The 13,308-nt window shown below is 64.5% G+C and carries 12 protein-coding genes; 1 reads left to right on the forward strand and 11 read right to left on the reverse strand.

Translation table 11 applies throughout. From position 1 onward, the window contains the following. Nucleotides 1-25: 25 nt before the first annotated feature. Genes M1247_RS23195 through M1247_RS23220 form a run of 6 tightly spaced genes read right to left on the reverse strand, consistent with a single transcriptional unit; the run spans nt 26 to nt 6,880 of the window. Entirely contained in the window at nt 26-1,324 is a 1,299-nt protein-coding gene (locus M1247_RS23195) for an amidohydrolase family protein (protein WP_317158737.1), read from the reverse strand. Nucleotides 1,325-1,342: 18 nt separating this feature from the next. Continuing rightward, complete coding sequence (locus tag M1247_RS23200; protein ID WP_317158738.1) at nt 1,343-2,332, reverse strand: enoyl-CoA hydratase/isomerase family protein; 990 nt, start codon at nt 2,330-2,332, stop codon at nt 1,343-1,345. A 23-nt stretch (nt 2,333-2,355) separates the two neighbouring features. Continuing rightward, the gene (locus M1247_RS23205) at nt 2,356-4,011 is read right to left on the reverse strand and encodes a class I adenylate-forming enzyme family protein (RefSeq protein ID WP_317158739.1); all 1,656 of its coding nucleotides are present in this window, start codon (nt 4,009-4,011) and stop codon (nt 2,356-2,358) included. A gap of 2 nt (nt 4,012-4,013) precedes the next feature. Beyond that, nucleotides 4,014-4,547, reverse strand: coding sequence for a VOC family protein (locus M1247_RS23210; protein ID WP_317158740.1), 534 nt, complete (start codon nt 4,545-4,547; stop codon nt 4,014-4,016). Between the two features lie 11 nt (nt 4,548-4,558). Continuing rightward, complete coding sequence (locus M1247_RS23215) at nt 4,559-5,413, reverse strand: phytanoyl-CoA dioxygenase family protein (protein ID WP_317158741.1); 855 nt, start codon at nt 5,411-5,413, stop codon at nt 4,559-4,561. A gap of 57 nt (nt 5,414-5,470) precedes the next feature. Further along, nucleotides 5,471-6,880 (reverse strand): amidohydrolase family protein, encoded by a 1,410-nt coding sequence (locus M1247_RS23220; protein WP_317158742.1) that lies wholly within the window; start codon nt 6,878-6,880, stop codon nt 5,471-5,473. A gap of 276 nt (nt 6,881-7,156) precedes the next feature. Between M1247_RS23220 and M1247_RS23225 the strand changes: the two genes are divergently transcribed. After that, complete coding sequence (locus tag M1247_RS23225; protein WP_317158743.1) at nt 7,157-8,344, forward strand: cytochrome P450; 1,188 nt, start codon at nt 7,157-7,159, stop codon at nt 8,342-8,344. A gap of 123 nt (nt 8,345-8,467) precedes the next feature. Here M1247_RS23225 and M1247_RS23230 read toward each other — a convergent pair whose 3' ends face one another. The 5 genes from M1247_RS23230 to M1247_RS23250 form a co-directional block, all read right to left on the reverse strand. Beyond that, nucleotides 8,468-8,971, reverse strand: a complete 504-nt coding sequence (locus tag M1247_RS23230) for a hypothetical protein (RefSeq protein ID WP_317158744.1) — start codon at nt 8,969-8,971, stop codon at nt 8,468-8,470. Between the two features lie 14 nt (nt 8,972-8,985). Further along, on the reverse strand, nt 8,986-9,600 hold the full coding sequence (locus M1247_RS23235) for a TetR/AcrR family transcriptional regulator (RefSeq protein WP_317158745.1): 615 nt from the start codon (nt 9,598-9,600) through the stop codon (nt 8,986-8,988). A gap of 138 nt (nt 9,601-9,738) precedes the next feature. After that, complete coding sequence (locus M1247_RS23240) at nt 9,739-10,887, reverse strand: acyl-CoA dehydrogenase family protein (protein ID WP_317158746.1); 1,149 nt, start codon at nt 10,885-10,887, stop codon at nt 9,739-9,741. A 13-nt stretch (nt 10,888-10,900) separates the two neighbouring features. Continuing rightward, the gene (locus M1247_RS23245) at nt 10,901-12,049 is read right to left on the reverse strand and encodes a thiolase family protein (protein WP_317158747.1); all 1,149 of its coding nucleotides are present in this window, start codon (nt 12,047-12,049) and stop codon (nt 10,901-10,903) included. A gap of 21 nt (nt 12,050-12,070) precedes the next feature. Continuing rightward, nucleotides 12,071-13,303, reverse strand: coding sequence for a CaiB/BaiF CoA transferase family protein (locus tag M1247_RS23250; protein ID WP_317158748.1), 1,233 nt, complete (start codon nt 13,301-13,303; stop codon nt 12,071-12,073). Nucleotides 13,304-13,308: the final 5 nt, after the last annotated feature.

Raw genomic sequence — 13,308 nt, forward strand, 5'->3', positions numbered from 1 at the left:
TTCCTCATTCCTTGACACGTCGCTGCTATCGGCTCAACACGCTGCTGAGTTCGGCATGCCGTCTCTCGACCGCGCTGTCACCCAACCGGTCGATGACTGACACTCCGTCTCGGATGACGGCCCGCAACGCGGACTGGGGACGTGCGAGCAACGACAGGTCCTCGACAGGGTCGCCGTCGAGGATGATCAGATCCGCCAGTGCGCCCGGTTCGATCACGCCCACCCGAGCCGGCGGGTCCACCAGTAGCTGACCGGCATTGAATGTGCCCCAACCGAGTACGTCCACCGGTGAGAGTCCGTCGATCTGGCCGTAGTAGGCGAACTCGCGGCCGTAGTTCCCGACCTGATGGTCCAGCGGATCGTCGTCCATGATGTCGCGAAACACCCCGCTGTAATCGTCGCCGATCAGGATGCGCACCCCGGCTTCCTGCGCCGCCGGAAGCGTTGCGCGGACGTGGTCGTACTGCTCCCGCCGCACACCCATACTCTCGCCATAACCCAGCTCGAGCACGCTGCGCAGGAATATGAGGCTCGGCACCCAGAAAGTACCGGCCTCCACCATGGCCGCGATGACTTCGTCGTCAACCTCGTCACCGTGGTCGACGACATCGAGACCAAGCTCGATGCACTCCATGATCATCGCCTTGTCGGCAACATGGGCACGGACTTTGGCACCGCGTTCATGTGCGGTAGTGATGATCGTGGCGATCTCTTCCCGGGACATGTTGCGGGTGGTGCGGTTCGGCTGGCCGTGGCCCGCACTGGCGAAGATCTTGATGGTCTCGGTGCCGCGGTTGATCTCCTCACGCACCAACCTGCGCAGGGCATCCGGGCCGTCGGCACACATGTCGGTGCCCGGCGTCTGGTACGCCTTCCACCATCGGCCGCCGTTGTTCATGTCCCCGGTGGTCCCGAGATGGTGCCCGCACGCGCGAATTCGCGGCCCCGGGATGATGTCTTCGTCGATCGCCATCTTGAGCTGCGCGTCGATATCGTTCGAGCACGAGGCCCCGGAGTAACCGGTGAATCCGCTTTCCAGCAGGACCCGGCACGTCCGGACGCCGATCGCCATCAACACACCGGGCGGGCGTTCCTTACCGAGCCGGTCAGAGTCGGCGATGTTGAACTTGTAGAAGTCCGAGTGGAGATGGCTGGTGATCAAACCAGGCATCAATGTCATGCCTGCGGCGTCGATGGCGTCTGCCGAGGACTCCGCCGCCGGGTCGTCGATCGCTGTGATCGTGTTTCCATCCAGCGTGACAGCATGTTTGCCGGGCAGCATCTTTCGGCCGTCGAAGACCTTGGCATTGGTGATTGTCAGCATTGTCGACCCATCCGTTCGCTAGGTGCCGGCCGCCCGGCCCCGCCGGCTCAATCGCCAGTCCGGGGGGAATTGCGCGTCGTTGTCGCGGACGGTGGCGGTCAGACGACCCAGGGTTGCTTCGTCGAGTTCCATGCCATTGGTGTCAGGGTCGGGCCGGAGCTGGTCCAGCGTCGATTCGAGTAGGCCCGCAACGATGCTGCCCATGTACTCACCCTGGTGCTGCTTGTAGATCTCGAAGAACGTCTTCTGGGCGAAGACCGTGTCAGTGGGGCGGCTTCGAGAACAGGCCCGCGCGTACTTCTCGGTCATCGCTTCGAGCTCCTCGAAGGGCACCACTGCATTGACGAAATTGCACTCGTACATTTCCTTGGCGGTGAACGGCCGCCCGGTGAACACCATCTCCATGAATTTTCGCGCACCCATCGTGTTGCACCACTGCCACTGCCGTGCCGCAAAACCTGCATAGCGCCACGCCGCGTGACCGAAAAGCGAGTCTTCGGACGCGATCACGATGTCGGCGTCGGCGGCCTGGTAGAAGTGCCAGCCGTAGCAATAGCCGCGCACTTCCAGGATGCTGATCTTCTTGAAGTCCTGGAGGCTGCGCATCCCGGCGCTCGGATCGGTGTAGTACTGGACGGTCGTGGCTCGGCGGCGGTACGTCCCTTCCGGTGGATACACGACATCTGCGTCCTCGGGCACCCTGACGGCATGGTTCATCGAGCCCTCGCCCCGGCCTGCCATCATGTCCAACAATTCGGGAAGGTCGGCCCCACTGCCTAGGTTCGGGCCGTTCGCCCGGATCACCAGCACCTTCACGTCGTCGTCGACGCTCGCGTTGTGGACGAGGTCGGCGTAGCGATGTTGGGCATCGATGGTCATGGCGTTCAGTTCGTCGGCGCGATCAAGAGTGATCGTGGCGATCTTGGTCTTCGAGTCCTTCTCGTAGCGCACGATCTCGTCCGCCGATGGACGGTCCTCGCGTTCTGCGCGCTCTGCCTGCTCAGTCATGTGTGGCGTCTCCTCGTCGGTGTTCAGCCGGCAGCCGAACTCACGTGACCCGGGCGCGACGGCGCCTCGAGATGTGTTGAGACCAGTTCGGTCAACTCGAAGAGCCGCACCTTCCCGGTCGGCGTTCGCGGTATGTCGTCGTGGGTGATGAACACGATCCGACGCGGAACCTTGAAGCTCGACAGGGTTTCGCGCAGGCTCGCCCGTAGCTGGTCCTCGGTGGGGTCGCTGCCGGCAGCGGGAACGACTGCGGCAGCTACGAGTTCACCCAATTCTGGATCCGGCAGCCCCGCGACGACGGCCAGATCGACCTCGGGCAGCGCATTCAGTGCCGCCTCGACCTCCAGGCGGGAGACGTTGGCGGAATTGGTCTTGATCATGTCACTGGTCCGGCCGACGAAGAACGCATAACCGTCGGCGTCGATCCGGACCAGATCGCTGGTCGGGAAGAAGCCGTCAGCGGTGAAGACCTCATTCCTGGGCACCTTGTAGAAACCCGTCATCAGCGCGCCCCCGCGCAGGTGCAGCTCGCCGACCTCGCCAGGCGCCACCTCAAGGCCGGTCTCGGGATCGACCACCCGGCGCTCGATCCCGTTCACGGCACGGCCGGCCGCACCTGCCTTCGACTCGGGTAGGCGCGTGGTGACCGGTTCTGCACTGTGCGGCGCGAAGCTCTCGGACATCCCGAGCATGCGGGTCTGGAGGTGGCGCGGGATGGGGTCGCCATTCTCATCACGGGTCGGTCCGGTGGTGATCTTGATGGCGTCGAGGTTGATACCGCGGACCTTGGCCGCCGCCTCGAGCTTGGCCAGCATGTGCCAGATGACGATGTTGGTGACGCCGTGGCGTTCGATGGTGTCGAGCACCACATCGACGTTCGGACTGGTGGAATACACCAACGTGCTTCCGGTGCTGAGCACCTGAAGCGCCGCCGAGATGCCGCCCATCCAGAAGGCCGGCAGCAGGGACAGTGTGCGATCACTTCTTTGGACATCGAAATAGGTGGCCAGCACCGGTGGTTGGCGGGCCACTGCCCATTGGCCGTGCACGACAGCCTTCGGCGCGGCCGTGCTGCCCGAGGTGTAGACGACGAATGCGTCGTCGCCGGGCACGACCTCCCGTTCGACCGCGCCGAGCAGTGTGTCGTCCGGCGCTTCGGGTGCGTCGGCCCGCGCCTGCAGATCCTCGATCGACCGCGCCCACGGCAACCCGACGACGTCGTCGAGCCACACCGACCGCAGATACGGTGCATCCGGTAGGCGAAGTGAGTCCGGCCCAGCCGCGCGGAGGCCCGGCAGAGCGGCCTCCAGGTTCTGGCCGTAGTCACGAGTCAGGAACCGGCGAACCCCGATCAGGATCTGTGCGTCACTGGTGCGGACGATGTGGGACAACTCGCTCGGTGTCGTCAGGGTGCTGATCGGCGTGACGAGTGCGCCGATGCGCAGCGCGGCGTAGAACGTGGTGAGCAGCACGGCGCTGTCGGGAGCCAGGATGGCGATCCGGGTGCCTTTTCCCGCACCGATTGCCAAGAGCGCACGCGCCATACGGGCCGAGTGCCGATCCAGTTCCCGGTAGGTGAGCGTCTCCCCGGCGAAGATGAGCGCCTCATGGTCACCGCGGGTGGCGACGACCTCGGCGAACAGCTCAGGGAAGGTGGAAGCCGGTGCCACGTCGTCCATCCTCAGAACCTGGTGATGGGATCGGCGCCGTCCCACGATTCCGCTGCGGCACGCATCGCGGCGAATCCCTTTTCCCGCACCGGGCTCGGCTCGAGCAACTCGACCATGAAACCGAGCGTGGACGTGGTGTCGACCCAGCAGGTGCGGCTGTCGCCGATACGAGCTTCGAAAGCCAGTTCCGCTCCCCCGTCGACGTATGCGTCACGCTCGGCTTCGTAGTCGGTACAGACCAGCGCCATGTGGTGCAGGCCCGACTGCCCTTGGTCGAACATGTCACGGAACACCCCCGGCTGGTCGTTGTCCTGGCAGACCAGTTCGATCTGGAGGTCGCCCGCGTACGCAATGGCCGCCGTCACAGCCGGGAAGTCGGCGGGTGCACCTCGATGTCGGCCGTCGGTGCAGTCCACCCCGTCGAACCAGAAGAATGGCCCTACTCCCGCAGTGCGAGACCAGGATTCGATGGCAACGTGGAGGTCGGGCACAACCCAGCAGACCTGCATGAAGTTTCGATTGGGAAGATGCGGAGCGGTTGTCAACAAAGTTCCCTTCAGCCGATCAGTGGGAAGCGCTCGTCGTTCAGTGCGGCCCACGGCACCATGTTCGTGGTGTCGAAATTCGGGCACGGCGAGCCGTTCCAGCAGACATCGGCCGGCTGGGTGACCAGCAGGTATCCCCACCGGGGCCGGTCCATCATGTTCGCCCCGGCACCATGGATGGTGAGATGTGTGTGCACCGTGATGTCGCCGAGTTCGTAGGTCATCTGCTCGGTCATCTCCAGGTCGCGCAGTTCCGGGAAGGCTCCGAGTGCGTCACCGCCGCCATAGGTGGTGTAGTCACCGAGTACCCCGAGCCGGTGCGATCCGTTGACGAACGACATGGTGCCGGCTTCGGGTCCGTACTGCTCCAACGGAATCCAGAATGTCATGCCGCCGGTGCGGTCGACGGCGAACGTGATGAAGTCCTGGTGGAAGGCCGTAGGCCCGTTGCCCCCGTGCCGAGAAGACGTGGTGGACGGTAGTTTCGGCACAAAGAAGTCCGAGTAGTACCTGATTCCGACAGGTGAACCGTCGTCGGTGCGGCGCCTTAACAACAGCGTTGCACTCTTGCCGATCTCGTCGATGAGGCCCCGGAGCACCGGGCTGGACAGACCACCACCACGCTCGGCGTTGAAATATGCCAGTGCGCCTTGGTCTTCGCCCTCGGCGACCGGGGTCATGCCTGCCTTCACCGGATTGCTGTCCGCGTCATCGCCCATCTTCGCGCGAGCCAGGTCCAGCATCCTGGCCAGCACGTCCGGATCGACGAAGCGTTTCAGCTTCACCCAGCCGTGTTCGTGGAGATGCTCGACCTCCTCCGGGGTGACCAGGCGACATGGCGACTTGAGGTCAGTGGTGTCATCCATGTGGGGCAATCATCTCCTCGTAGACAAGGGAATTGGGTCCTCGGTGCCGGGTCCTGATCAGATGAAGATGCCCGGCCCGGTCCGGAACGCGTAGAGACCCACCACGGCGTCTTCAGGCACGGTGTAGGGCGTGGCGACCTCGTCGACCGTCGGGCCGATCCGATCGGCCACCTTCGTGAGCTTGTCGCGATCGAGTCCGTACAGGTCGATCGCGGTATCCCCCAGGAACCGGCGGGTGTGCTTCGGATCGATGTCCGAGAAGGTGAAGCGCATGGCCTCGCGGGTATCGGGCCAGGTGCCCTCCGCATGCGGGTAGTCATCTCCCCACATGACGTTGTCGGTGAGGTCGTGCTCGATTGCCAGTTTCGCCTCACCGTTGGACATGAAACTCGCCCCGATATAACAGTTCTGGCGGAAGTACTCTGACGGAGGCTTGGGCAACTCGCTGCGGATCGCGGCGCCGGTCGGGCCGTGGTAGAGCCCGTCCATGTCCGCCATAGCTGCCGGTGCCCAGTCCATCCACTGCTCGGTGAGCACCAGTTTGAGGTTCGGATAGCGCTCGAACACCCCGCTGAAGATCATCACCCAGAGCCCACGGCGGGTTCGGAACGGCGTCTCCATCATGTACATCATCTGGGCGCCCTGCCCCGTGTACGGGTAGTGCTCACCTCCGCCACCATGCGTGTTGACCGACATGCCGGTCTCATTGCAGGCAGCCCAAAGAGGTTCCCAGGCAGGGTCGTTCAGCATCGGGAAGTCGCCGCGCGGCGCGGGCAGATTGATGCCCTTCAGACCGGCCCCGGCGGCCCACTCGACCTCTCGTGCACACGCACTCAGATCGGAGATCGGGATGTGGGCGATCCCGGCATGCCGTTCCGGGGCCTGGGAGACGAAGTCCGCCAACCACCGGTTGTAGATGCGAACCCCGACCTGTTCGAGGTCGTTGTATGCCGAGTCCCCCCAGCTGATCAAGCCGGTGGTCGAGAACGGGATCGATTGTCCGTTCAGGCCGCCGTGGAAGATCACGTCCGCCGCGACACCCTGTTCGTCCATGTCCGCGATGCGCGCGTCGTGGTCCTGCAACCCGGGCGCGAGGCTGTGTTCGTAGCTGCGTTGCAGGAACCGGGCGCCGACCTGATCGGCGTTGCGGATGCCCGCCTGTTTCCCGAACTTCTCGGCCTCGCCGTCGTCAAGTTTTGCGGCTTGCGCCTTGCCGCGCTCGGCCTGGGACTTACCCAGCGACCAACTTTGTTTCTCACCGTCTTTCGCTTCCGAGGAACGCCAGGACAACAGCCCCGCGCCCTCCATTTCCGTTACGAAGCGGTCGAAATCACCAAGGTATTTCGCCTCGCAATACGGGCGCAGTTGGTCCTTGACCGACGGGCCCACATGGCTGTCGATCGATACCGTGACATAGCGCTGCTCGTCGGCTGCCTTGCCTACCGAGCCGGACTGATCTTGCGACATGTGTTCCCCTTTGGTCCTTGCCCGGGTGAGCCGATCGATTCGCGTTCCACGCTGTTCGTTGGGCTGATGCTAATCAACATCAATCGCCATTTGCAACAACGTTATATTTTTGCCCCGCCGTGGCAATCGACCGTCAGCAAGGCTATCGCCGCAGGAACCTTGACCGTGCGTCGACTTACCTGCTAAGCAAGTGCTCAGACAACCAGGCCTTCAGGAGGCTCTCTTGCCCGAAAACGACTTCGCCAGGCTCAAGTTCGCCGCAGCGGTGATGCTCTGATGACGACGCCGACCGCCGCCGAGCCGGGCCTCTACTACGACCCGTACAGCATCGACCTCAACATGAATCCCTATTCGGTGTTCGCCCGGATCAGGGAAGAGGCCCCGCTCTACTACAACGAACAGCACGACTTCTACGCACTGAGTCGTTACGACGACGTCAATCAGGCGGTGATCGACCACGAGACGTTCATCTCGGGGCGCGGAGCCGTACTGGAGATCATCAAGTCCGGCATGGAAATCCCGCCGGGGACTCTGATTTTCGAAGATCCGCCGATTCACAACATCCACCGCAACCTGCTCTCGCGGATGTTCACACCACGCAAGGTCCTCGGTCTCGAACCGCAGATCCGCGAGTTCACCGCACGCTGCCTTGATCCGCTGGTCGGCTCGGACCGGTTCGACTTCGTCAACGACCTCGGCGAGCAGATGCCGATGCGCGTCATCGGCATGCTGCTGGGCATCCCCGAGGACCGGCAGCGGCAGATCACCGACCACGGCGAGGAGATTCTGCAGGGGCAGACGGTCGACTCCCTGGCCACCGGTGAGGTTTTCGCCGAGTTCATCGACTGGCGCGCCGAACACCCGTCCGACGACATCATGACCGACCTACTGAACGCCGAGTTCGAAGACGAGACCGGTGTGGTGCGCACGCTGCGCCGTGACGAGCTGCTGTTGTATCTGACGGTCATCGCCACCGCAGGCTCCGAGACCACCACCCGGCTGATCGGCTGGGCTGGTAAGACGCTGGCCGAGTATCCGGATCAGCGCCGGGACCTGGTCGAAAACCCGGGGCTGATCCCCCAGGCCATCGAAGAGATCCTGCGGTGGGAGCCGCCTGCGTTGCAGATCGCCCGCTACGTCACCCGCGACGTCGAATACTACGGCCAGACCGTGCCGGAGGGTTCGGCAATGCTGATGCTCGTGGGCGCGGCCAACCGCGACCACCGCAGGTTCCCGCCGGACGGCGATGTTTTCGACATCCACCGGGAACAACGCGCGCACATGACCTTTGGCGCGGGCACGCATTTCTGCATGGGCAATGCGCTGGCCCGGCTGGAAGGCCGCATCGCGCTGGAGGAAATCCTCAAACGCTTCCCGGAGTGGGAGGTCGACTGGTCCAACGCGGTACCGTCGGAGACCGCTGCGGTGCGCGGATGGGCCGCCATGCCCACCTTCGTCTCCTGACCCGATCTCGCCCACCCAATCTCGCCCACCCAATCTCGCCGAAACGGCATTCCAGCAGGGAGCTACTCGAACTTTCCCTGCTGGAATGCCGTTTCGGCGAAAGGGGTCAACGCGGGGGGTGTGTCAGCTGGCGGGAATGAGATCTGCCGGCACCGAGCGGCTGATCATGGTGCCGCAGCGGAATGTCTCGGTGTTGCCGACCACGACAGCTTCGGGATGATTGGCCGCGGCCAGTGCCTGCGACTTGAAAGCACGTGCGGCGGCGGATAGTTCGTGGCGCACAGGGTCGACGCTCAAGTCGCCCGGACACTCATCGCCCCACAGCGTCACCTCGGTGTGCCCCTGTTCCAGCGCACCAAGGACACCTTGACGCACTCGTTCGTCGCTGTTGAACAGCTCAGCGGCAACGGCCACGGTCTGTGGGTGCGGCCGGTCATCCCAGGCCGCCAGCACGGATTCCAGGTCCATGGTCTCCACCCCGAGGATTTCCAGCGGACGCACGTCCTCGTCCGCTCCGATGAGCACCGTGACATCCCAGCCGGCCATCACCCGGTCGACCAGCCAGCCACCGGCGAACGTGACCGCATCGACCACACAGGGGGCGACCACATCGAGTCGATACCGCATGTCGTCCTCCCTCCTCACCGGCCTTCCGGTGGCTCGATCTCTCGAGCCAGCATCTCGGCGTACCCCTTGAACACGTCCACCAGCGGCAGTGAAGGATCGAGTAACCACGAGGTCTCCATTCCGTTTACGAAGGCGAGTATCTCCACGGCCTTGGTGGCCGCGTCGAAATCGGTGCGGTAGCGACCAGTGGCCTGGCCGCGCGAAATGATGTCGGCGACGATGTCGCGGGCATCCTGTTGACGTTTGAGCAGGCGGTCGTGCAGTGGAGCGTCGGGCTGAATGTTCTCCACCAGCAGCACCGTGAAGGTGCCGACCAACTCGGGTGCCCGCTCGAACCGCTCGGCCACCCTCGTGATCTCGTCGACGAGATTTCCCGACCGGTCGGCGTGGACGTCGTCGTCGTAGTCGCGCGCGTCGAGCACCGCATTGAGCAGTTGCTCCTTGGATTCGAAGTGGTGCAACAATCCGGCCGGCGTGACCCCGGCCTCGCGGGCGATCTGGGCCAGTGACGTGTTGCGCCAGCCGTTTCGCGCCAGCAGTTTCTCGGCCACTGCGAGGATTCGCTGCCGGCGATCCTCGCCCTTGGCGAGAAGAGATTCATAGGGCCGCGGCCCCGGGGACACCGTCACCGAACTCCTTGCTGTAACTGCGTCGAACCAACCTAGTGAACACACAGTAGGTAGGTTTGAGGCCTGTGACAAGGGTCTCAGCGAGATTATTTCCCGACGATCGTCACAGCACCGGTCGATGACGTTGCCTGCGAGCAGTCACAGACCCAAGGACTTGGCGATGATCACCTTCATGACCTCGCTGGTCCCGGCGTAGATCCGGGCCACGCGAGCGTCTGTGTACAACCGCGCAATGGGGTACTCCATCATGTAGCCATAACCGCCGAAAAGCTGCAGACAACGGTCGATCACCCGCGCCTGCATCTCGGTGCAGAACAGTTTCACGCGGGCGGCGTCCGCTCCCGAGAGTTCACCGTCGACATGTAGCGCCACCGCCCGGTCGAGCATTGCCTGCGCGGCCTCGACCTCTGCTGAACACGCCGCAAGCTCGAACTTGGTGTTCTGGAATGAGGCCACCGGCGTCCCGAACGCCTTGCGATCTTTCGTGTAGTCGATCGCCGCGGCGATCGCCGAGCGGGCCTGGGCCACCGAGCCGACCGCTACGGTCAACCGTTCCTGCGGCAGGTTGTGCCCAAGGTAGCTGAAGGCTTCGCCTTCGGTTCCCAGCACGTTTGCCGTGGGAACCCGGACATCGGTGAACGAGAGCTCCGCGGTGTCCTGCACCTTGCAGCCCATCTTCTCCAATTCGCGACCGCGCTCGAAGCCCGGCATGCCGTCTTCGACGACCAACAGCGTGAGGCCTTTGCGACGGTTCTCCGGATCGGTCGACGTGCGGGCCACGACCACGACGAGGTCGGCCTGAATGCCGCCCGTGATGAACGTCTTGGCCCCGTTGAGGACGTACTCGTCACCATCCCGCACGGCCGTGGTCCGCATGCCTGCCAGGTCGGATCCGGTGCCCGGTTCGGTCATCGCCACCGCGGTCAGCAGCGTGCCCGCGGCCAGTCCGGGGAACCAGCGGCGCCGCTGTTCGTCGTTCGCATAGTGCAGGAAGTACGGCAGGATAACTTCCAGCTGGGTACGCACGGTCGACAGCGTCACCAGCGCCCTGGCTGCCTCCTCCTGTAGCACCACGTTGTACCGGTAGTCGGAGACACCCGCTCCCCCGTACTCCTCGGGGATCGCCATGCCGAGCATGCCCAGCGCGCCCATCTGCTTGAAGACATCACGCGGCATGCGCCCGGCCTTCTCCCACTCCGGATAGGCCGGCACGACCTCCTTCTCGACGAAATCCCGTGCCAGCGCCCGGAATGCCTCATGATCTTCGGTGAACAGATTTCGCAGCATGACCTGTCCTTGTCTAGGCGAGCAGTTCGACCAGAGTGGCGTTGGCGGTGCCGCCGCCCTCGCACATGGTCTGCAGCCCGTAACGAATCCCCTTGTCGCGCATGTGATTGATCATTCTGGTCATCAGCACCGCCCCCGACCCGCCCAGCGGGTGACCCAGGGCGATCGCACCACCGAGCGGATTGACCTTGGCCTCATCAGCGCCGGTTTCGGCCAGCCAGGCCAATGGCACCGGCGCGAACGCCTCGTTGACCTCGAACACACCGACCTCATCGAGACGGACACCGGACTTGCGCAGCACTTTCTCGGTGGCCGGTATGGGGCCGGTGAGCATCAGCACCGGGTCGGCACCGGCCACCGCGCCTGCCCGGTACCGCACGATCGGCGAAAGGCCCATCGCCACCGCGTTTTCGGCAGTCGTCACCAGGAGTGCGGCAGCGCCGTCGGAGATCTGCGAGGAGTTTCCTGCGTGGATCACGCCGTCTTCGGCGAACGCCGGTTTGAGACCGGCGAGCTTTTCGACGGTGGTCCCCCGCCGAACACCTTCGTCGGCGACCACCGGATCGGCGTCACCGGGAAACACGGTGATCATCTGCGTCTCGAAGGCGCCGCTGTCCTGGGCGGCCGCCGCTCGCTCGTGCGACGCCACTGAATACTCGTCCAACCTGGTTCGGCTGAATCCCCACTTCTGAGCGATCATCTCGGCAGAGATTCCCTGATTGAACGAGAAACCCTTGTACCGGTCAAGCACTTTCGGGCCGTAAGGCGTACCGGTGGAGCGCGCCGCTCCCAGCGGGACCCGGCTCATCACCTCCACCCCGCCGGCGATCACGACATCCTGCTGGCCGGACATGACGGCCTGGACGGCGAAATCCAGGGCCTGCTGGCTGGATCCACAGGCCCGGTTGACCGTGGTCCCCGGGATGTGTTCGGGCCAGCCCGCGGCCAGTACCGCATAGCGGCCGATGTTGCTGGACTGATCACCGACCTGGGACACGCAACCCCAGATGACGTCGTCGACGATGTCGGGGCTGATGCCTGCCCGCTCCACCAGTGCGGTGAGCACCAGGGCGGACAGGTCGGCCGCGTGCATCTCCGACAGGCCGCCGTTGCGCCTGCCCACCGGGGTGCGTACGGCTTCGACGATCACGGTTTCACGCATGGGACTGCTCCGATCTGAGGACTAGGGCTTCGGGTAGGTCGGGCCGATCGCACCCTGCTCGCGCAGGGTGGCGATCTGTGTTGCGGTGAGACCCACATCGCCCAGGATGGCATCGGTGTGCTGGCCGAGGCCCGGAACCGCGCCCATCGGCTGCTCGAACCCGGCGATCACCGGAGGCGGAAGCAGCGCCGGAATCTCCCCGTTCGGGGTGGCGACCCGACGCCACCGGTCGCGGTCTTTGAGGTGCTGATGCGCGACGACCTCACTGGGCCGGTTGTAGCGTGAATTACCGATGCCTGCGTCGTCGGCGATCTGCTGGATCTCGGCGAGATCATGCCGGACACACCAGGATCCAATCGCCTCGTTGAGCACATCGCGGCCGGCGCAGCGGTCGGAGTTGGTGGCGAAACGGGGATCGTCCGCCAAGTCGGGTCGATTGATGATCTCGCGGGCCAGCCGCTGCCACTCCCGGTCGTTGGTGGTGCCGAGCACCACGGTCTGACCGTCCCGGGTGGGAAACGCACCGTAGGGCGCGACGGCCGGTGAGCTCATCCCCAGCGGCTGCTGGTCGATACCGGAGTGCTGGGTGTAGGTCAGCGGGTAACCCATGATGTCGGTCATGGTGTCGAACAGACTGACCGCGACCGCCGGTGCCGCCGTCCCCTCCGGGCGCTGCGCCCGCCCGATCAGCAGCGCCATGATCGACAGCGCGGCATAGAGTCCGGTGGAGATGTCGGCCACCGGAGGCCCGGGTTTTGCCGGCATATCCGGGTAGCCCGTGACGGCGCACGCTCCTGATTCGGCCTGGATCAGCAGGTCGTACGCACGTTTGTGCGACAACGGCCCGCCCGGGCCGTATCCGTCGATCTCGACCGGGATCAGGTGCGGATGACGTTCGGCCAACTCGGCAGGCGACAATCCCATGCGAGCGGTGGCCCCTGGCGCGAGATTGGACACCAACGCATCGGCGCGCTCGAGCAGGCGGTGCAGGATGTCGATTCCGGCAGCCGACTTCAGGTCGAGCGTGATCGACTCCTTGCCGCGGTTGGCCCAGACGAAATGGGCGGCAAGGCCGTTCACCACCTCGTCGTAGTCACGGGCGAAGTCGCCGCCCCTGGGGTTCTCCACCTTGATCACCCGTGCCCCGAAGTCGGCCAGCACCCGGGTGCACATCGGTGCGGACACCGCCTGCTCCAGCGCGACGATGGTGATCCCGGTCAGCGGCCCGGTACCAGGGGGTCTGTCGTTCGGCATGCCCG

Origin of the sequence: Mycobacterium appelbergii (assembly GCF_032883035.1) — a bacterium.
GTDB lineage: Bacteria > Actinomycetota > Actinomycetes > Mycobacteriales > Mycobacteriaceae > Mycobacterium > Mycobacterium appelbergii.